We start from the raw sequence: 17680 nt of genomic DNA on the forward strand, positions 1-17680 counted from the left end.
CGTCATACTAGGGACGGACCCCGGACTTTCCCACCCCTCCGCCCCCTCCACGGCTCTGCCAAATCTGATGTACCGTCAGATTCATGTCGCCCGCAGCGCAACGCGCCCGTAAGGTCGCCGTCGTCGGGGTCTCCCTCTCCGACTGCGGCCGCGTCGACACGGCCACCCCCTACGCCCTCCACGCCCAGGCCGCCCGCCGCGCCCTCGCCGACTCCGGGCTCGACCGGTCGGTCGTCGACGGCTTCGCCTCGGCGGGGCTCGGCACCCTCGCACCGGTCGAGGTGGCCGAGTATCTGGGGCTGCGGCCGACCTGGACCGACTCGACGGCCGTCGGCGGCTCCACCTGGGAGGTCATGGCGGCGCACGCGGCGGACGCGATCGCCGCCGGGCACGCCCGCGCCGTCCTGCTCGTCTACGGCTCCACCGCCCGCGCCGACATCCGCGCGGGCCGCCGCACCGCGAACCTCTCCTTCGGGGCACGGGGTCCACTCCAGTTCGAGGTCCCGTACGGGCATACGCTGGTCGCCAAGTACGCGATGGCCGCGCGCCGCCATATGCATGAGTACGGCACCACGCTCGAACAGCTTGCGGACATCGCCGTTCAGGCGCGTATCAATGCCGGGCACAATCCGGACGCGATGTTTCGCGAACCGATCACGGTCGATGACGTCCTGAGCGGCCCGATGATCGCCGACCCCTTCACCAAACTGCACTGCTGCATCCGCTCGGACGGCGGCTGCGCGGTGCTGCTCGCGGCCGAGGAGTACGTACCGGACACGGCGAAAGCCCCGGTGTGGGTGCTGGGTTCGGGCACGGCCGTCTCGCACACCACCATGTCCGAATGGGAGGACTTCACGGTCTCCCCGGCCGCGGCCTCGGGACGGGCGGCCTTCGCGCGGGCGGGCGTCCGGCCCTCGGATATCGATGTGGCCCAGCTCTATGACGCCTTCACCTATATGACCCTGGTGACCCTCGAGGACCTGGGCTTCTGCGCCAAGGGCGAGGGCGGGGCATTCGCGGCGAAGGGGCGGCTGACACGGGACGGCGAGCTGCCGACCAACACCGACGGCGGCGGCCTCTCCGCCTGCCACCCTGGGATGCGCGGGCTGTTCCTGCTGGTCGAGGCGGTACGGCAGCTTCGCGGCGAGGCCGGGGAGCGGCAGGTGCACAAGGCGGGCGGACGGCTGCCGGAGCTGGCCGTGGCGTCGGGGACGGGGGGCTGGTTCTGCTCAGCGGGCACGGTCGTCCTGGGCCGCGGCTGACCGGGCCCGCGCGGCGGCCGGGGACGGTTCGGCGGCCGGGGACGGTTCGGCGGCCGGGGACGGTTCGGCGGCCGGGCCAGCGCCGGGCCCGGCTCGGCCCGCCCCTGCCGTACATACGCCTCCGCTTGCCCCGGCCCGTGGCGGGTGATCGGATGGGGAGCCGATGAGCGATGACCAGAACGAGGCCGAGGCATTCCGCGCACTGCTGCGCGGCCTGCGCGTACCCCATGCGGGCGAGCTGCCGGTCTTCGACCCGGACACGGCCCCGGAGGCACCGCTTCCGCTCTTCCGGCGGTGGCTGCGGGAGGCCGCCGAGGCGGGGGAACCCGGCCCGCACACCATGACCTTGGCCACCGCGGACGCCGACCGCCACCCGTCCCAGCGCACGGTGATGCTGCACGACGCCGATGAGCACGGCTGGCACTTCGGCACCCATCGCACCAGCCGTAAGGGCCGGGAACTGGCCGAGAACCCGTACGCCTCGCTCGCGTTCCACTGGATGCGGGCGGGCCGTCAGGTGCGCGTCAGCGGGCGGGTCGGCGAGGCCGGGCCGGAGGAGAGCGCGGCCGATCTGCGCGGCCGGTCCCCGGCGGCGCTCGCGGCGGCGCTGGCCGGGAGCGGACGCCAGAGCGAGGTACTCGGCTCGCACGAGGAGTTGCTACGGGCCTTCGAGACGGCGTACGAGCGGGCCGAACGCGAACCGGACGCGACCGCCCCCACCTGGACCCTGTACGTCCTGGAGGCGGACGAGGTCGAGTTCTACCAGGAGGAGGCGCGGCGGCGGCACGTACGGCTCCGCTACCGCCGCGACCCGGGCGAGCCCGGCGGCTGGCGGCGGGAGCTGCTGTGGCCGTAGGAGCGGTGGGGCCGTAGCGGCGGTGCGGCCGTAACGGCGGTGCGGCCGTTTGGCGACGACCATAAGGGTGCGACGAGCAGGCGAACGCGACCGTAAGGCGCGCACCCTTGAACAGTGCGACCGTAAGGCGGTCACGCCATAACGCCAGGCACGCGCGGGCAGGGCCGGGGGCCGGCTAGGCGAGCAGCGGCCGGAAGACGGGAACGGCAGGAGCGTCCCCCTCGGCGGCATCGGCCGTCCGGAACGCCACCCGGAGCCGCATCCCGACGCGCGGACCGCCCGCCGGGGCCTCGATGAGTTCGGTCATCATCCGCGGCCCCTCGGCGAGGTCGACGACGGCGGCGGTGTACGGGACGCGGGCGCCGAACGGCGGCAGATCATTGCGGTGCACCACGGACCATGTGTAGAGCGTCGCGGCGCCGCTCGCCTCCTCCCAGATGACGTCCTCGCTCCAGCAGTACGGGCAGAATTCGCGCGGGTAGTGATGGGCCCGGCCGCAGTCTGCGCACCGCCGGATCAGCAGCCGGCCCTCGGCCGCGGCGTCCCAGTAGGGGCGGGTGAAGGCGTCGATCTCGGGCAGGTCGAAGCGCGGGGCGCCCGCGGGCGGTGCCGGGCTCACAGGAACAGCCCCCATGCCTCGTCCAGCGACCAGGTCTGCCAGCTCATGCCGAAGAGTCCGACCACGGAGATCAGCACCATCATCGAGTTCTGCCCCTGCTCCGCCCAGTCGTGGATCATCAGCAGGAAATAGAGCAGATTCAGCACGATCGCGCCGACCAGGGCGATGGGGGTCAGAAAGCCGAGCGTCAGACCGAGGCCGAGGGCGAGTTCGGCGTAGACGACGACATACGCCATGACCTTGGGTCGGGGAGTGACCACCGCGCCGAAGCCGCTGCGGACAAACGCCCAGCGGTGCTTGTCGGCCACGCCCACCGCCCAGCCGATACCGGTGCCGCGCTCGAACCAGTCCTTCTTGTCCTTGTGCCGCCAGCTCTCGAGCCACCACAGGCCGAGTCCGATGCGCAGTACGGCGAGCCATTCGGCCCCGCTGAGCCCGATCGTCCGCATCGTCCCCCACCTCTCCCATCCCAGCAAATCTGACGGTACGTCAGTTTCACGGGACGGGCACGACCCGCGCAAGGGGTCGCACCAGCGGAACAGTGACCGACGGGACACCGGAGCGGCGGCCGACAGGCCGGAAGACCGGCCGTGACCTGTCCGCAATCCATTCGGAATCACTTTGACCGGATCGCTTTGACCGAAACCCGTCAAATACCCGGCTACCCTCACCCGCATGGCCGACAGCTCCTCCGAGAAGTCCTCACCCGTTTATGTGATCGGCGGTGGACCGGGCGGACTCGCCGCCGCTGCCGCGCTCAGCCACCGCCGGATCCGCGCCGTCGTCCTGGAGAAGTCCGAGGCGGTCGCGGCGTCCTGGCGCAACCACTACGACCGGCTGCATCTGCACACCACGCGCCGGCTGTCCGCACTCCCCGGCCTGCCGATCCCCCGGTCCTACGGGCGCTGGGTCGGGCGCGACGACGTGGTGCGCTATCTGGAGCGCTACACCGAGCACCACCGGCTGGAGATCGTCACGGGGGTCGAGGTCTCCCGTATCGACCGGTCGTCCGACAACACGGAGTGGGTGCTGCGCGCCACGGGCGGCCGGGCACTGTCCTCACCCGTGGCCGTTGTCGCGACGGGCTTCAACCACACCCCACGGGTGCCGGACTGGCCGGGCCGCACCGCCTACACCGGTGAGCTGCTGCACGCCGCCCACTACCGCAACGCCCGCCCCTTCGAGGGCCGCGATGTGCTCGTGGTGGGCGTCGGCAACACGGGCGCGGAGATCGCGGTCGACCTGGTCGAGGGCGGCGCGGCCCGGGTGCGGCTGGCGATCCGTACCGTGCCGCACATTCTGCGCCGCTCCACGGCGGGCTGGCCCGCGCAGGCGACCGGCATCCTGGTGCGCAGGCTGCCGCGGCGCGCGGTGGACCGGGCGGCGCGAGCGATGTGCCGGCTGAGCATGCCGGATCTGACCGAGCACGGTCTGCCCTGGCCCGACACCGGGCTCTACACCCGCGTACGGGAGGGCGCCATCCCGGTCCAGGACGTGGGGCTGGTCGACGCGGTACGGACGGGACGGGTGGAGGTGGTCCCGGCGGTCGACTCCTTCGATCTGGACAAGGTGGTCCTCACCGACGGCTCACGGATCGGCCCCGAGGTGGTGATCGCCGCGACCGGCTACCGGCGCGGCCTCGAGGAGCTGGTCGGCCATCTGGGCGTGCTCGACGACCGCGGTCGCCCCCTCCCGCACGGTCGCCGGACCCTGAAGTCCGCCCCGGGACTGCACTTCACGGGCTATACGAACCCGATCAGCGGGATGCTGCGCGAGCTGGCCATCGACGCCCGGAAGATCGCCAAGACGGTGGCCCGCACCACGGCATGACCGCGAAGCGGGCGAGACCACCAAGGCGGACGTATTCCGCCACCCCCACGGTCACCCTGCGTGTTCCCCGCTTCCCGAGCATTCCTGACAGGCCGTCAGTTCAGTAACCTGACTACTGGGTAATGTGACTTGGCGTCAGTTTTGCCGCCGAACCACCCGGTCACCTGCCCGGTTATTGGCCAACGAGCAGGAGTGGCGGATACCGATGCTTGGATCGACCTACGGCACCCTGACCACCAACTCCCGTCATGCCCGCGCCGTCGCCTGCGGGCGGGCGCCCGGCCCCGCCGTGCACGTCTCCAGCACGGAGGCGGCGGGCGGGACCGTCGAAGGCGCGGACGACGTGGACGTCAGCGGGCGCCCGCTGCACTCCGCCGTCCCCGATCTGGACCGCTTCTTCCATCCCGAGTCGGTGGCCCTCATCGGGGCCTCCGACGCGGACGGCCGTCCCAACACCGGTATCACCCGCCAGCTTCTGGCCTGGGCCGAACGCGTCGGCGCCCGGCTGCACCCGGTGCATCCCTCCCGTTCCGCCGTCTTCGGCATTCCGTGCGTACCGTCCGTGGCCGCGCTGCCCGAGCCCGTCGACCTCGCCGTCCTCCTCGTCCGTGATCCGCTCCCGGTCATCGAGGAACTCGACGGGAGCAAGGTGAAGTTCGCCGTCGCCTTCGCGTCCGGCTTCGCCGAGACCGGCCCCGAGGGCGCCGCCGCACAGGCCCGGCTGGCCGCCGCCGCCCGCGGCGTCGGGCTGCGGCTGCTCGGCCCCAACACCAACCTCAACGCCTTCGAGAAGTTCCGCGACGACCTCGACGGGCCCGCCATCGCCCTCATCACCCAGTCAGGCCACCAGGGCCGCCCGGTCTTCACCCTCCAGGAACTCGGTATCCGGCTCAGCCACTGGGCCCCGACCGGCAATGAGGCCGATCTGGAGACCGCCGACTTCATCTCCTACTTCGCCGACCGGCCCGAGGTCGGCGCCATCGCCCTGTACGCGGAGGGGCTGAAGGACGGGCGCAGCTTCCTCCTCGCCGCCGACCGGGCCGCCCGCGCCAAGGTGCCCGTCGTCGCCGTGAAGGTCGGCCGCACCGAGACCGGCGCCCGCACCGCCGCCTCCCACACCGGCAAGCTGACCGGCTCGGACGCGGTGGTGGACGCGGCCATGCGGCAGTTCGGCGTGATCCGCGTGGACGGCCTGGACGAGCTACAGGACACGGCGGCGCTGCTCGCCCGCGCCCGCCCGCCGCTCGCCGAGGGCGTCGTGGTGTATTCGATCTCCGGGGGCACCGGGGCCCACTTCTCCGATCTCGCCACCTCGGCGGGGCTCACCCTGCCCACCCTCTCCGCCGAGAAGCAGACCGAACTCCACCAGTGGATACCCGGCGATCTCAGCGTCGCCAACCCGGTCGACAACGGCGGCCATCCGGTCGGCGACTGGCGCGGCCGCAAGATCATCGATGCGATCCTGGCCGATCCCGCCGTGGGCGTGCTGATCTGCCCGATCACCGGCCCCTTTCCGCCCATGAGCGACAAGCTGGCGCAGGATCTGGTGGAGGCGGCGGAGCAGACGGACAAGCTGGTGTGCGTGGTGTGGGGCTCGCCGGTCGGCACCGAGGACGCCTACCGCACCACTCTGCTGGGCTCCTCGCGCGTGGCCACCTTCCGTACGTTCGCCAACTGCATCACCGCCGTGCGCGCCTATCTGGGGCACCACCGCTTCACCGCCTCCTACCGCTCCCCCTTCGACGACGCCCCGCGCACCCCGTCCCCGTCCCTGCGCAAGGTGCGCGATCTGCTGCGCCCAGGAGGCCGCCTGAGCGAGCACGCGGCGAAACAACTGCTGCGGGCGTACGGCATCCGGGTGCCGCGCGAGCAGTTGGTGACCAGCGCCGCGGCGGCCGTCCGCGCCGCCGGGCTCGTGGGCTATCCCGTCGTCATGAAGGCATCCGCGCCGCAGCTCGCCCACAAGACCGAGCTGGGGCTGGTCCGGCTGGGGCTGACCTCGGCCAGCCAGGTCCGCGACACCTATCGGGAGCTCACCGACATCGCCCGCTGTGAAGGCGTCGAGCTGGACGGGGTGCTGGTCTGCCAAATGGTCCAGCGCGGGGTGGAGATGGTCGTCGGCATGAGCCATGACACCCTCTTCGGCCCGACCGTGACCGTGGGTATAGGGGGTGTGCTCGTCGAGGTGTTCCGCGACGCCGCCGTACGCGTCCCCCCGTTCGGCGAGGACCAGGCGCGCGCGATGCTCGCCGAACTGCGTGGCCGCGCCCTCCTCGACGGTGTGCGCGGTGCTCCCCCGGCCGATGTGGACGCGCTCGTGGAAGTCGTGCTGCGGGTCCAGCGCATGGCCCTGGAACTCGGGGACCACCTCGCCGAACTCGACGTCAATCCGCTGATGGTCCTGGAACGCGGCCAGGGCGCCGTGGCACTGGACGCGCTGGCGATCTGCCGCTGACCGATGGAGCGTTTCCATGACCTCTCCCTCCCCCGAAGAAGCGCTTGACTCCGTTGTACGGCACACCACTGACAACGGCGTCTCGTGGATCACGCTCAACCGCCCCGCCGCGATGAACGCCATCACCCCCGACCAGCGAGAACACCTGATTTCGCTGTTGGACCACGCCTCCGCGGACCCGGCCGTCCGGGCCGTCGTGCTGACCGCCACCGGCAAGGGCTTCTGCGCCGGAGCGGATCTGCGCGGCGCACCGGCCGCGGCGGAACGCGTCGCGGGCGATGTCGCCCGGCTGATCCGCGGCGGAGCGCAGCGGCTCATCGCCGCCGTCCTCGACTGCGAGAAGCCGGTGATCGCCGCCGTCAACGGCACCGCGGCCGGGCTCGGCGCCCATCTCGCCCTCGCCTGCGATCTGGTGCTGGCCGCCGAATCGGCCGTCTTCATCGAGGTGTTCATCCGCCGCGGTCTGGTCCCCGACGGGGGCGGTGCGTACCTCCTGCCCCGGCTGACCGGCCCGCAGCGCGCGAAGGAGCTGATGTTCTTCGGCGACGCGCTGCCCGCCGCCGAGGCCGAGCGGCTGGGCCTGGTCAACCGGGTCGTCCCGGACGACGACCTGGCCAAGACCGCCCGCGCCTGGGCCGAGCGCCTCGCGGCCGGACCCACCCGCGCCCTCGCCCTCACCAAGGCGCTGGTGAACGCCTCCCTGGAGTCCGGGCGCCCGGCCGCGTTCGCCGCCGAGGCGGCGGCCCAGGAGACCAACATGACCACGGCCGACGCCCAGGAGGGCGTGAGCGCGTTTGTCGAGCGCCGGCCCCCCGTGTACCGAGGCCGCTGAGAGACCACAGACCCACGCGGTCACAAAAGCCAAGAAAGCCGTCACAAAAGCCAGGAAAACCGTCGGGCAAGCCAAGAAAGGGGGACGGGCCATGATGGGACACGCCGGTATGGCCGCCACCGCCGTCCGCTACCTCCGGGCGGTCGGCTCGCCGACCGCCTCCGTACGACCGGTCGACCCGCTGCCCCCACCGGAGCTGCGCTGTGTGCGCGACGATGAGCGGCCCCCGGTCGACCCCGCCGAATTCCGCCGCGTACTGGGCCACTTCGCGAGCGGGATCACCGTGATCGCCACCGTCGACGGAACCGGCCCGACCGGGTTCGCCTGCCAGTCCTTCGCCTCGCTGTCCCTGGACCCGCCGCTGGTCGCCTTCATGGTCGCCCGCACCTCCACGACCTGGCCGCGCATCGCCCGCGCGGGCGTCTTCTGCGTCAACGTCCTGGGCACCCACCAGGGCGAGCTGTGCCGCGCCTTCGCGGTCAGCGGCTCCCGGCGCCCCGACAAGTTCGCGGGCGTCCGCCACGAACCGTCCCCCGTCACCGGCTCACCGCGTCTCGCGGACGTCCCGGCGTGGATCGACTGCGCGGTCCACGCCGTCCACACGGGCGGCGACCATCTGGTCGTGGTGGGCCGCGTCCGGGCCCTGGGAACGGACGAGTCCGCGGCGCGATCGGGGCCGCTGCTCTTCCACCGCGGCTCCTTCGGGGAGTTCACGGCGCTTCCATGAGCCCGCGCGGCCTTCCGTAAGGCGCCACGCGACCTTCCGTACGACGCCGCGCGACCGTAAGGCGCCACGCGGTCTTCCGTAAGCCCCGTAAGGCCGCGCGGCCCCTAGGCCGTGGCCGCCGCGGCCTGTGCGTTCGGGCCGCGCCGGATCACCAGCGACATCAGCGCGGCGATCGCGCACAGCGCCCCCGCGCCGTACCAGACCAGGTCGTACGAGCCGAAGGCGTCCCGCGCCACACCGCCCACGAAGGCCACGACCCCGGCTCCCACCTGGTGGGAGGCGAGCACCCAGCCGAAGACGATCGCGCTGTCCTCCCCGTACTGCTCACGGCACAGCGCCATGGTCGGCGGCACGGTGGCGACCCAGTCGAGACCGTAGAAGACGATGAAGAAGATCATCGGCGGATGCACCGCGTCGGCCAGCAGGATCGGCAGGAACATCAGGGAGACGCCGCGCAGCGCGTAGTACATGGCCAGCAGCCGGCGCGCGTCGAAGCGGTCGGTGAACCAGCCGGAGGCCACCGTCCCGATGATGTCGAAGACGCCGATGACGGCGAGCAGGCTCGCGGCGGCCGTCACCGGCATGCCGTGGTCGTGCGCGGCGGGCACGAAGTGGGTCTTGACGAGGCCGTTCGTCGAGGCGCCGCAGATCGCGAAGGTGCCGGCGAGCAGCCAGAAGGTGCCGGTGCGCGAGGCCGAGGCGAGGGCCTTGACGGCCCGCCGGGCCGCGCCGTGCCGGGGTGCGGGCCGCGGGGTGGGCGGCCCGTCGGCGCCGTACGGGGCCAGCCCCACGTCCGAGGGGTAGTCGCGCAGCAGCAGCCAGACCAGGGGAACGATCGCCAGCGCGGCGATCGCGACCGTCATCGCGGCGGGCCGCCAGTCGTGCCGTTCGACGATCCAGGAGAGCAGCGGCAGAAAGATCAACTGCCCGGAGGCCCCGCCCGCCGTGAGGATGCCGGTGACCAGACCGCGCTGGGCGACGAACCACCGGTTGGTCACGGTGGCGGCGAAGGCCAGCGCCATGGAGCCGCTGCCGAGGCCGACCAGCACGCCCCAGCAGAGGATGAGCTGCCAGGGCTCGGTCATGAAGACCGTAAGGCCGCCACCGGTCGCGATGACGGCGAGCGCGGCCGCGATGACCTTACGGATGCCGAAGCGATCCATCAGAGCGGCGGCGAAGGGTGCGGTGAGCCCGTAGAGGGCGAGGTTGACGGAGACCGCGAACCCGATCGTGCCGCGCGACCAGCCGAACTCGTCATGGAGCGGATCGATGAGCAGACCGGGCAGGGAGGCGAATCCGGCCGCGCCGATGATCGTCACGAAGGCGATGGCGGCGACCGACCAGGCGCGGTGCGGAAGGCGCGGGAGGGCCCGCCGTGGGGGCCGGTCGGGCTGCTCGCCCTGTTCGGGAGCTCCGGAAAGTTCGGTTGTCTGCGTCACCGGACCAGCATTGAGCAGCGATTCCGTCACGGCGAGTGGCCCGTGGGACAGCATTCGCTAGGATCGGGCCACGCCCCTTGAGGGGCCATGCCCGAACGACGGGAGGCCGCACGTGCCCCAAACCCCGCCCGGTGACGCCAACGGGCGCCATCGCGTCGTCGTCCTCGCCCTCCCCGGTGTGATCCCCTTCGAGCTGGGCATTCCGTACCGGATCTTCGGCAAGGCCCGCTCCGCCGACGGCCGGCGGCTGTACGAGGTGATCACCTGCACCGTCGAGCCCGGTCTGGTGCCCACGGACGCCGACTTCCCGATCGCCGTGGAACTCGGCCCGGAGGCCCTCGCCGAGGCCGACACCATCCTGGTGCCCGCCTCGTACGCACTCGGCCCGGTCCGCGAGCAGGGCCGGATGACCGAGCCGCTGGCCGCCGCGCTCGCCCATGCCCGGCCGGGCGCGCGCTGGGTCTCCATCTGCACCGGTTCGTTCGTGCTCGCCGCCGCCGGTCTTCTCGACGGCCGCCCGGCCACCACCCATTGGGCCAGCGTCGGCCAGTTCCAGCGGCTCTTCCCGACGATCAAAGTCGATCCGAATGTGCTGTTCGTGGACGACGGCGATGTGCTCACCTCGGCCGGTGTCGCCTCCGGGATCGACCTGTGTCTGCATCTGGTGCGGCGCGACCACGGCACGGCCGTCGCCAACGACGTCGCCCGCCAGAGCCTGGTGCCGCCCCACCGTGACGGCGGCCAGGCCCAGTACATCCCGCGCCCGCTGCCCGAGCCCCAGCAGGCCACCACGACGACGGCGCGCGCCTGGGCGCTCGGCCGGCTGGACCGGCCCATCTCGCTGCGGGAGCTGGCCGCCCAGGAGTCGATGAGCGTGCGGACGTTCACCCGCCGCTTCCGCGAGGAGGTCGGGGTCAGCCCGGGCCAGTGGCTGACCCGGCAGCGGGTGGAGCGGTCCCGTCATCTCCTGGAGGACACCGATCTGTCGGTGGACCAGGTGGCGCGCGAGGCGGGTTTCGGCTCCCCCGCGTCCCTGCGCCAGCACTTCCAGGCGGCCGTGGGCGTCAGTCCGACCGCCTACCGCCGCACCTTCCGCGCGGGCGCCGAGGCCGATACGGCTTCCGGCGTCGAGGCCGATACGGCCTCAGGCGCCGACACCCGTGCGTAAGCCCTGTCCTGCGGGTCTTCGCGGGAGCGGGACAGGGCCTGGCGACAGGGCCTGGTCCGCTCAGCCCGTCACGGCCGCTTCCGCGCCCCCGAGCCGCCAACTGCGGACATGCACCCACAGATTGACCCGATGCCGCCGCCGCCCTTCTCCATGCCCGTGTTGTACGCCGTGAAAGCGCTGGTGTCCGACAGGGCCGCGCCGATCCGGTCGGCCAGCTCGTCCTCGGGCGCGTCGGTGGGCACATTGCCCGCGAGGGTGGCGTGGGGCGGGTAGGCGGCACAGGAGACCAGTCCGTAACTCTGCCTGAGCAGCAGATGGAGATCGGTCAGCAGGGCGCAGGTGCGGGGGTCGGGGCGGAGGAAGACCCCGTAGCGGAAGGGCGAGGCGGCCGTTTGCGCGGACATGGTTTCTCCGGAGGTCAGGGCGCGGCTCCGGCGGGCGGACCCCCGAATTCAGCGCCGGATGGGGGCGGGTGGGGGCGCGGCGGTGGTGGTTCCGGCCACCACCGCCCCGCGCAGGGGGATATGGCGCGTGGGCATGGAGCGGTCGGCGCGCAGCTCCAGCAGCAGGTCGATGGCGCGTCGGCCGATCTCGTCCAACGGCTGGCGCAGCGTGGTCAGCCCGAGGAGCGGTGTGGTGAGCGGCCCGATGCCGTCGAAGCCGGTCACCGATATGTCGTCGGGCACCCGCACTCCGGCTCGGCGGAGCCGTTCGAGGACACCGACCATGGCATCGTCCCGGGGACACATGATCGCTGTGATCTCGCGGTCCTCCAGGAGCGCGGGCACCGCCTCCGCGGCGGCTTCCGGGCCGTCGTCCAGTTCGGTGACCACGGTCTCGACACCGCGTTTCCGCAGACCGCTCACCATGGCGGCGGTACGGGCGTACTGAGTGAGGGACAGCTCTTCCGGTACGAGCAGCACGGCCACCCGGCTGTGTCCGAGGGACACCAGGTGGTCCACGAGCTGCTCGGCGCCGTCCGTGTGCCGAGCAGAGCGGTCATCCGCTGGCAGACGGCGGGGTCCGGCTTGGCGAGCCCATGGTCGGCCGAGAACATGAGCCGGTCGAAGTGCGCGGCCCAGTCGCTGCGCTCGGCGGTCCGGGCCAGTGCGTGGGGGGCGTTCGACAGCAGCGCGAGGCGGGTGCCGCGGCGCCGCAGGTCCTCCACCAGGATCCGGGAGGCATCGTCGAGCCGCGTCCAGATCTCGACTTCGGCGCCCACCAGCGCGTCGACCGCGCCCGGGGGCAGCGGGACGCCGAGCGCATCCGCCACGGCCGACCAGTAGGCGAGGTCGGAGCTGCCGAGGTCGTAGGCGTCGCGATGCGCCCAGTACGCCTCGGCGAACGCCGATTCCTCGACCCCGAGCAGCCCGGCCAACCGCCCCTCCAGGCCGGACCGGGCGCGCGGCCTCGTCAGCACCTCGCCGAGGTCGAAGACCACGCCGAGAGGGATGTCCATATTGGCTGCGCCATCCAGGCGGGAACGTTCCGCCTGGGCAACGTAACCAGCGGCACCCACCAGTGGGCGAACGGCGATGGGAAGGCCGGTGAACAGACCTCGTCGTCGGGACGCCGCCGGAAGTGGCGGAAGCCCGCCGGAAGTGGCCGGAAGCCCGTCAGAAGTGGCCGGAAGTCCGCCAGAAGTGGTCGGAAGCCCGTCAGAAGGTGAGCACGGCGCGCGCCACCCTGCCGTGGTGGGCGTCGTCGGCGGCCTTGGCGAAGTCCTCCAAGGGGTAGGTCCTGCTGACCAGTTCGTCCAGCAGCAGCAACCCCTGCCGGTAGAGGTCGGCGTACCGGGCGATATCGGCTTGCGGCCGTGAGGAGCCGTAGCGGCAGCCCAGGATGGACTTGTCCAGATACATGGAGGAGACGCGGAAGGCCGCCTCGGCGTCGGCGGGCGGCACGCCGAGCAGCACGGCCTGGCCGTGCCGGTCGAGCAGATCGACGGCCTGACGGATGAGCCGGGTGGAGCCGACGCATTCGAAGGCGTGGTCCGCGCCGGTCGGCAGGATCTCCCGTACGGCGTCGGTGGAGGGGACGAAGTGGGTCGCGCCGAAGCGCCGGGCCAGCGGCTCCTTCGCGGGGTTGGAGTCGACGGCGACGACGGGGAACGCCCCGGCGATCCGGGCCCCTTGCAGCACATTGAGCCCGATGCCGCCGCTGCCGATGACGACGACCGACTCACCGCGGTCCACCTTGGCGCGGTTGAGCACGGCGCCGACGCCGGTCAGGACGGCACAGCCGATGAGGGCGGCGGAGACGAGCGGGATCTGCTCGGGGATCCGCACCACCTGGACGGCGGTGACGAGGGTGCGCTCGGCGAAGGCGGAGTTCGAGGCGAAGTTGTACAGCCGCTCGTCGCCGCGGCGGAAGGGCCGGGTCGGCCGGCCGATCGCCGCGCGGCACATGGTGGGGCGGCCCCGGGCGCAGTCGGCGCAGGTCCCACAGTTGGCGAGGGTGGACAGCGCCACATGATCACCGGGAGCGACATGGGTGACGCCCGGCCCGATCTCCTCGACCACGCCCGCGCCCTCGTGGCCGAGGACGACCGGGAGGGGGAAGGGGATGGTGCCGTCGACGACCGACAGATCGCTGTGGCAGAGCCCCGCGGCGGCGATGCGCACCAGCACCTCGCCTGGGCCGGGGTCGCGCACCTCCAGGTCCTCGACCACGCGCGGCGCCGTGCCGTCGAAGATGACGCCTCTCATCCTCATCACCCTTCCCCGTGCCTCAGGAGACCCAGACCAGCGACTGGAGTTCGCTGTACGCGTGCAGGCCGAACGAGCCGCCGTCGCGGCCGACCCCGCTTTCCTTGAACCCGCCGAACGGCGTCTCGGGGTGGCGCTGGGCGGTGTTGATGCCGACGTTTCCGCTGCGCAGACGGGCGGCGAGGGTCCAGGCGCGGCCCGCGTCGGCGCTGAAGACGTAGTCGTAGAGGCCGTAGGGGGTGGCGTCGGCGATCCGCACCGCCTCGTCCTCGTCGTCGAAGGGCAGGGCCACGACGACCGGCCCGAACAGCTCCTCCCGCGCGACGGTCATCGCGGGGTCGGCGTCGGCGATGAGAGTGGGGGCGACGTAGAAGCCGGGCTTGCGGGCGGGGCGTTCGCCGCCCACGACGATCCGGGCGCCCTGGTCACGGGCGCCGGAGACATACGCCTCGACGCGATCGCGCTGCGCGGCGGAGATCAACGGACCGACGATCGTGGAGTTATCCACAGGGTCCCCGATCTTCAGTGACTCTGCGTAGTGTGTGAGTGCGGCGATGACCTTCTCGTACAGCGATCGATGGACGAGCACACGGGTCGGCGCCGTGCAGATCTGCCCGCTGTGAAAGGAGAAGGTCGAACCGACCGCCCCGACCGCCGACGCGATCGCTTGCTCGTCGGCGTCCCCCAGGACGATGGCCGCGCCCTTGCCCCCCAGTTCCATCAGGGTGCGCTTCATCGACCTCCCCGCGGATTCGGCGATCTTCTTACCCACGGCGGTGGATCCGGTGAAGCTGACCATGTCGACACCGGGGTGCGCGACCAGCGCCTCGCCGGCGGCCGCGCGCGAGCCGGTGACGACATTGAAGGCACCGTCCGGGAGCCCGGCCTCCTTGAGCAGGGGGCCGAGTTCCAAACAGCACAGCGGGTCCTGCGGCGCGGGTTTGGCCACGACCGTATTGCCCATGGCCAGGGCCGGGGCGACCTTGCCCGCGAGATTCGTGAGAGGGAAGTTATAGGAGGTGATGCAGCCGACGACACCGAGAGGACGGCGGACCGCTGCCGCCCCGATCAGCCCGCCGGGCGCCAGCGGGGTGGCGGCCATGGGCAGCGGGGCGAGCGGCACGGTGTCCGGTTCGAGGGCGCCGCGCGCATAGCGGCGGAAGCGGTCGATCGCCGGGGGCACCTGGAGGGCGGAGGTGACGCGCAGCGTCGCCCCGGTCTCCGCCTGGACGAGGGGCACCAGGTCCGGGGTGTGCTCGGCGAGCAGATCGGCGGCCCTGTCGAGTACGGCGGCGCGCTCCCGGGGGGCGGTGCGCGACCAGCCGTCGTACGCGGCGCGGGCGGCCCGGACGGCGGCGTCCACGTCGGCCGGGTCGGCCTCGGGGGCATGGCCGACGGTCTCCTCGGTGGCGGGGTTGATGACGGGGTAGTGCCCGTTCCCGGGATCCCGCCACGAGCCGCCGATCCAGTGCGCATAGGTCTTCGTCATCGGCGTGATTCCTTGGGGAGGTGAAGTACGCGCTCGGCGATGATGGTGCGCTGGATCTCGTCCGAGCCGCCGTAGATGGTGTCGGCGCGGGAGAAGAGGAAGAGACGCTGGAAGGCGTCGAGTTCGTACGGCCGGCCGGCGGTCCAGCGCGCCGGGCCGAGTGCGGCCGCGGCGCCTCTCACCTGCACGGCCAGTTCGCCGAGCCGCTGATGCCAGCCGCCCCACAGCAGCTTGGCGACGCTGGGCGCGCCGGGGTCCCGCGGACCGGGATCGCGTGGGCCGGGGGCCTGGGGGCTCTGGACGGCGCCCAGGGTGCGCAGGGCGTTCCAGCGCATGGCCTTGAGCTCGGCCCACTGCCGGATGAGCCGATCACGCAGGACGGGCTCCTCTGCGGCGCCGGTCTCCAGCGCCAGCCGCACCACCCGGCTCAGCTCCTGGGCGAAGCCGATCTGCTGGACCAGGGTGGAGACCCCGCGCTCCACCGCGAGCAGGCTCATGGCCACGCGCCAGCCGTGGCCCGCGCCGCCGACGAGGTGTTCGGCGCGGGCCACGGCCCCGTCGAAGAACACCTCGTTGAACTCCGCGGTCCCGGTCAACTGCCGGATCGGCCGCACCTCGATCCGTCCCGGCTGGTCCATCGGCACCAGCAGAAAGGAGAGTCCATGATGGCGCTGTGAGCCCTCCTCGGTGCGCGCCAGCACAAAGCACCAGTCGGCTTCATGGGCGAGGGAGGTCCAGATCTTCTGCCCGGTGATGCGATAGGTGCCCTCGCCCGGGTCGCGGACGGCGCGGGTCCGCAGCCCGGCGAGGTCCGAGCCCGCGTCGGGTTCGCTGTAGCCCTGACACCACAGCTCCTCCGCACGGGCGATGGGCGGCAGAAAGCGGGCGCGCTGTGCGAGGTCGCCGTGGGCGAGGAGGGTGGGCGCGAGGAGGTTCTCGCCGATATGGCCCAGTCGGCCGGGTGCCCCGGCGCGGGCGTACTCCTCGGCCCAGACGACCTGTTGGGTCAGCGTCGCCGCGCGGTTGCCGTACGCCCCGTCCGTACGGTCCCAGCCCAGGCCGATCCAGCCGCCCGTGCCGAGTTCGCGTTCCCAGGCGCGGCGGGCGGCCATATCGCCGCGCGCCTCGCCGGGGTGGCCGCCGGGCTCCTGCTCGAGGGCGGTGAACGGTCCGGTGAAGTGCTCGGCCAGCCAGTCGCGCGCCTCGGCGCGGAACCGCTCGTCCTCCGGTCCGAAAGCGAAGTCCACGGCCTCTCCCCTCGTCGGCGCTGCGGTGTTCCGTGCAAGCCCTGCCGTTGTCGCCCCTATCGCCGTTATCGCCGTTGTCGCGGTCAGGCGTTGGGGCGTTGGCCGGTGGCGGCTGCCTGGGCCATGGCCTCCAGTTGGGCCAGCATCGGCATGGGGTCGGTGCCGACCGTGCCCGGGAGGAAGTCGGCGATCTTGTCCGGGGTCCAGGCGCCCTCGGTGTATCCGGCGCGCAGTTCACGGGGCTGCGCCCAGACCGCGATCTTGGGGCCCGCGATCGTATAGACCTGCCCGGTGATCCGCTCCGCGCGGGCGCGCTCGCTCAGCAGATAGACGACCAGGGCCGCCACGTCCTCCGGCTCGCCGATCTCCTTGAGCTCCATCGGCACGTTGGCGGACATCCGGGTGCGGGCGACCGGTGCGACACAGTTCGCCGTGACGCCGTACTTGTGCAGCCCCAGCGCGGCGCTGCGCACCAGGGAGATGATCCCGCCCTTGGCGGAGGCGTAGTTGGCCTGGGCGACGCTGCCCTGGTGGTTGCCGCTGGTAAAGCCGATCAGGGTGCCCGAGCGCTGGCGGCGCATCACCGCCGATGCCGCCCGGAAGACCGTGAAGGTGCCCTTGAGGTGGGTGGCGACGACCGGGTCCCACTCCTCCTCGGACATGTTGAAGAGCATCCGCTCACGCAGGATTCCGGCGACGCAGACGACCCCGTCCAACCGTCCGTACCCCTCGAGCGCGGTGTCCACGATCCGCTGGCCACCGGCCATGGTCGAGACGTCGTCGGCGACCGCGACCGCCTCACCGCCCGACGCCGTGATCTCCTTGACCACGGCCTCGGCGACCTCGCTGCTCGGTTCGCCGCCCTCGATCGAGACCCCGTAGTCGTTGACGACCACCTGTGCGCCTTCGGCCGCGCAGGCCAGCGCCACCGCTCGTCCGATACCGCGTCCGGCCCCGGTGACGGCGACCACCTTGCCGTCCAAGAAGTTGCCCACGACGCATCCCCTCCCGGAGTTTCTGACGGTCCGTTAGATTTTTGAGCACACGC

Annotated in this window: 17 protein-coding genes; 7 read left to right on the forward strand and 10 right to left on the reverse strand. The window is 72.1% G+C overall.

Going from position 1 to position 17680, the window contains the following annotated elements; translation table 11 throughout:
• The first annotated feature begins 83 nt into the window (after positions 1-83).
• Both ACK1X7_RS22480 and ACK1X7_RS22485 read left to right on the forward strand, forming a co-directional pair.
• The gene (locus tag ACK1X7_RS22480) at positions 84-1262 is read left to right on the forward strand and encodes a thiolase C-terminal domain-containing protein (protein ID WP_385139136.1); all 1179 of its coding nucleotides are present in this window, start codon (positions 84-86) and stop codon (positions 1260-1262) included.
• A gap of 163 nt (positions 1263-1425) precedes the next feature.
• Entirely contained in the window at positions 1426-2118 is a 693-nt protein-coding gene (locus tag ACK1X7_RS22485; RefSeq protein ID WP_413115570.1) for a pyridoxine/pyridoxamine 5'-phosphate oxidase, read from the forward strand.
• A gap of 175 nt (positions 2119-2293) precedes the next feature.
• On the opposite strand, the gene ACK1X7_RS22490 is transcribed toward ACK1X7_RS22485, so the two are convergent.
• Both ACK1X7_RS22490 and ACK1X7_RS22495 read right to left on the reverse strand, forming a co-directional pair.
• A complete protein-coding gene (locus ACK1X7_RS22490; protein ID WP_390795507.1) occupies positions 2294-2752 on the reverse strand; it encodes a Zn-ribbon domain-containing OB-fold protein in 459 nt (152 codons plus the stop codon).
• Positions 2734-3186 (reverse strand): DoxX family protein, encoded by a 453-nt coding sequence (locus ACK1X7_RS22495; protein WP_216344586.1) that lies wholly within the window; start codon positions 3184-3186, stop codon positions 2734-2736. The genes ACK1X7_RS22490 and ACK1X7_RS22495 overlap by 19 nt, the downstream gene beginning before the upstream one ends.
• Positions 3187-3412: 226 nt before the next feature.
• On the opposite strand from ACK1X7_RS22495, the gene ACK1X7_RS22500 reads away from it, so the two are divergent.
• From ACK1X7_RS22500 to ACK1X7_RS22515, 4 genes are all read left to right on the forward strand, one after another.
• Complete coding sequence (locus ACK1X7_RS22500) at positions 3413-4567, forward strand: flavin-containing monooxygenase (protein WP_385139145.1); 1155 nt, start codon at positions 3413-3415, stop codon at positions 4565-4567.
• Between the two features lie 205 nt (positions 4568-4772).
• Complete coding sequence (locus ACK1X7_RS22505) at positions 4773-7022, forward strand: acetate--CoA ligase family protein (protein ID WP_385139148.1); 2250 nt, start codon at positions 4773-4775, stop codon at positions 7020-7022.
• 16 nt (positions 7023-7038) lie between these two features.
• A complete protein-coding gene (locus tag ACK1X7_RS22510) occupies positions 7039-7854 on the forward strand; it encodes an enoyl-CoA hydratase/isomerase family protein (protein ID WP_385139150.1) in 816 nt (271 codons plus the stop codon).
• A gap of 91 nt (positions 7855-7945) precedes the next feature.
• A complete protein-coding gene (locus ACK1X7_RS22515) occupies positions 7946-8581 on the forward strand; it encodes a flavin reductase family protein (protein WP_385139152.1) in 636 nt (211 codons plus the stop codon).
• 104 nt (positions 8582-8685) lie between these two features.
• Here the strand turns inward: ACK1X7_RS22515 and ACK1X7_RS22520 are convergent, their stop codons facing one another.
• Entirely contained in the window at positions 8686-10020 is a 1335-nt protein-coding gene (locus ACK1X7_RS22520) for an MFS transporter (RefSeq protein ID WP_413115571.1), read from the reverse strand.
• A 112-nt stretch (positions 10021-10132) separates the two neighbouring features.
• Here ACK1X7_RS22520 and ACK1X7_RS22525 point away from each other — a divergent pair, with 112 nt between their 5' ends.
• A complete protein-coding gene (locus ACK1X7_RS22525) occupies positions 10133-11188 on the forward strand; it encodes a GlxA family transcriptional regulator (protein ID WP_390795509.1) in 1056 nt (351 codons plus the stop codon).
• A 68-nt stretch (positions 11189-11256) separates the two neighbouring features.
• Here ACK1X7_RS22525 and ACK1X7_RS22530 read toward each other — a convergent pair whose 3' ends face one another.
• The 7 genes from ACK1X7_RS22530 to ACK1X7_RS22560 all read right to left on the reverse strand — a co-directional run bounded on the left by ACK1X7_RS22530 (position 11257) and on the right by ACK1X7_RS22560 (position 17627).
• A complete protein-coding gene (locus ACK1X7_RS22530) occupies positions 11257-11592 on the reverse strand; it encodes a hypothetical protein (protein ID WP_413115572.1) in 336 nt (111 codons plus the stop codon).
• Between the two features lie 48 nt (positions 11593-11640).
• Positions 11641-12111: a substrate-binding domain-containing protein gene (locus ACK1X7_RS22535; protein ID WP_385139164.1), complete on the reverse strand. Its 471-nt coding sequence runs from the start codon at positions 12109-12111 to the stop codon at positions 11641-11643.
• Positions 12051-12647 (reverse strand): HAD family hydrolase, encoded by a 597-nt coding sequence (locus tag ACK1X7_RS22540; protein ID WP_385139167.1) that lies wholly within the window; start codon positions 12645-12647, stop codon positions 12051-12053. Before ACK1X7_RS22540 ends, ACK1X7_RS22535 begins: the two co-directional genes overlap by 61 nt.
• 199 nt (positions 12648-12846) lie before the next feature.
• Positions 12847-13896: a Zn-dependent alcohol dehydrogenase gene (locus ACK1X7_RS22545; RefSeq protein WP_390795512.1), complete on the reverse strand. Its 1050-nt coding sequence runs from the start codon at positions 13894-13896 to the stop codon at positions 12847-12849.
• Between the two features lie 22 nt (positions 13897-13918).
• Entirely contained in the window at positions 13919-15385 is a 1467-nt protein-coding gene (locus tag ACK1X7_RS22550) for an aldehyde dehydrogenase family protein (protein ID WP_413115573.1), read from the reverse strand.
• A complete protein-coding gene (locus ACK1X7_RS22555) occupies positions 15382-16632 on the reverse strand; it encodes an acyl-CoA dehydrogenase family protein (RefSeq protein WP_385139176.1) in 1251 nt (416 codons plus the stop codon). The genes ACK1X7_RS22550 and ACK1X7_RS22555 overlap by 4 nt, the downstream gene beginning before the upstream one ends.
• Before the next feature lie 83 nt (positions 16633-16715).
• Positions 16716-17627, reverse strand: coding sequence for an SDR family oxidoreductase (locus tag ACK1X7_RS22560; protein WP_385139179.1), 912 nt, complete (start codon positions 17625-17627; stop codon positions 16716-16718).
• Positions 17628-17680: the final 53 nt, after the last annotated feature.

The sequence above is a fragment of the Streptomyces sp. CY-1 genome, from assembly GCF_047218265.1.
Lineage (GTDB): Bacteria > Actinomycetota > Actinomycetes > Streptomycetales > Streptomycetaceae > Streptomyces > Streptomyces niphimycinicus.